This is a genomic window from Vibrio sp. 378 (genome assembly GCF_033339435.1).
The window spans coordinates 1-738 of record NZ_JAWOUO010000488.1 but is presented as its reverse complement, the minus strand read 5'-3'; the positions used below and the strand labels follow the sequence as shown (position 1 = coordinate 738).

Sequence of the window (738 nt, the reverse complement as noted above, 5' to 3'; positions counted from 1 at the left end):
AACGTGTGGGTTGCCGCGCCAGCGGGGGAATACGGGCAAGACTTCCCTGCTATGGTCACCACTGACCTGATGGGATGTGAAGAAGGACAAAACACCAGTGACGGCCTTGGTATTAATGGTCTACACGGTGGTACAGAGCTTGACCCGAACTGTAATTATACCAGCACCATGAACGGCACATCATCGGCTGCGCCGAACACTTCTGGTGCAATCGCCGCTATCATGTCAAACAACCACGCTTTATCTGCCCGTGATGTTCGTGCGTTGCTGGCAGAAACCGCACGCGTTACCGATGCCGAGCATCCGGGTGTTCAACTTGAATTTACCAATAATAAAGGTGAGTTGGTGAGCTACGAAGCGATCTCACCTTGGCAGAAAAACGCGGCTGGCGTGAACTTCCATACCTTCTATGGTTTTGGTGCCGTTGATTTGGATGAAGCAATGAAACGCGCTCGCATGACGAATAATGTTCTGCCAGCGCAAATCATCACACCGTGGGCAAACAATGCAACAGAAGTCAGTGTGCCCGATGCAAGCCTTGCTGGTGGTTCGTCAAACATCGCAATTACTGACGACATTACCGTTGAGTCTGTACAGGTGCAGCTGACGCTAGAGCACTCGCGTCTACCTGATTTGGCAATCGAGCTTGTTTCCCCATCAGGCACTCGCTCCGTATTGCAAACACCACGTAACGGCCTTGTTGGTCAGTCTCTTGATCCAAACATTACGGGTTACGAA

1 protein-coding gene is annotated in these 738 nt (G+C 51.4%); it reads left to right on the top strand.

Features of this window, described 5'->3' with window-relative positions:
• Window positions 1-738: S8 family serine peptidase (locus R7Q48_RS27105; protein ID WP_318133347.1), on the top strand; the 738-nt coding region annotated here is incomplete at both ends.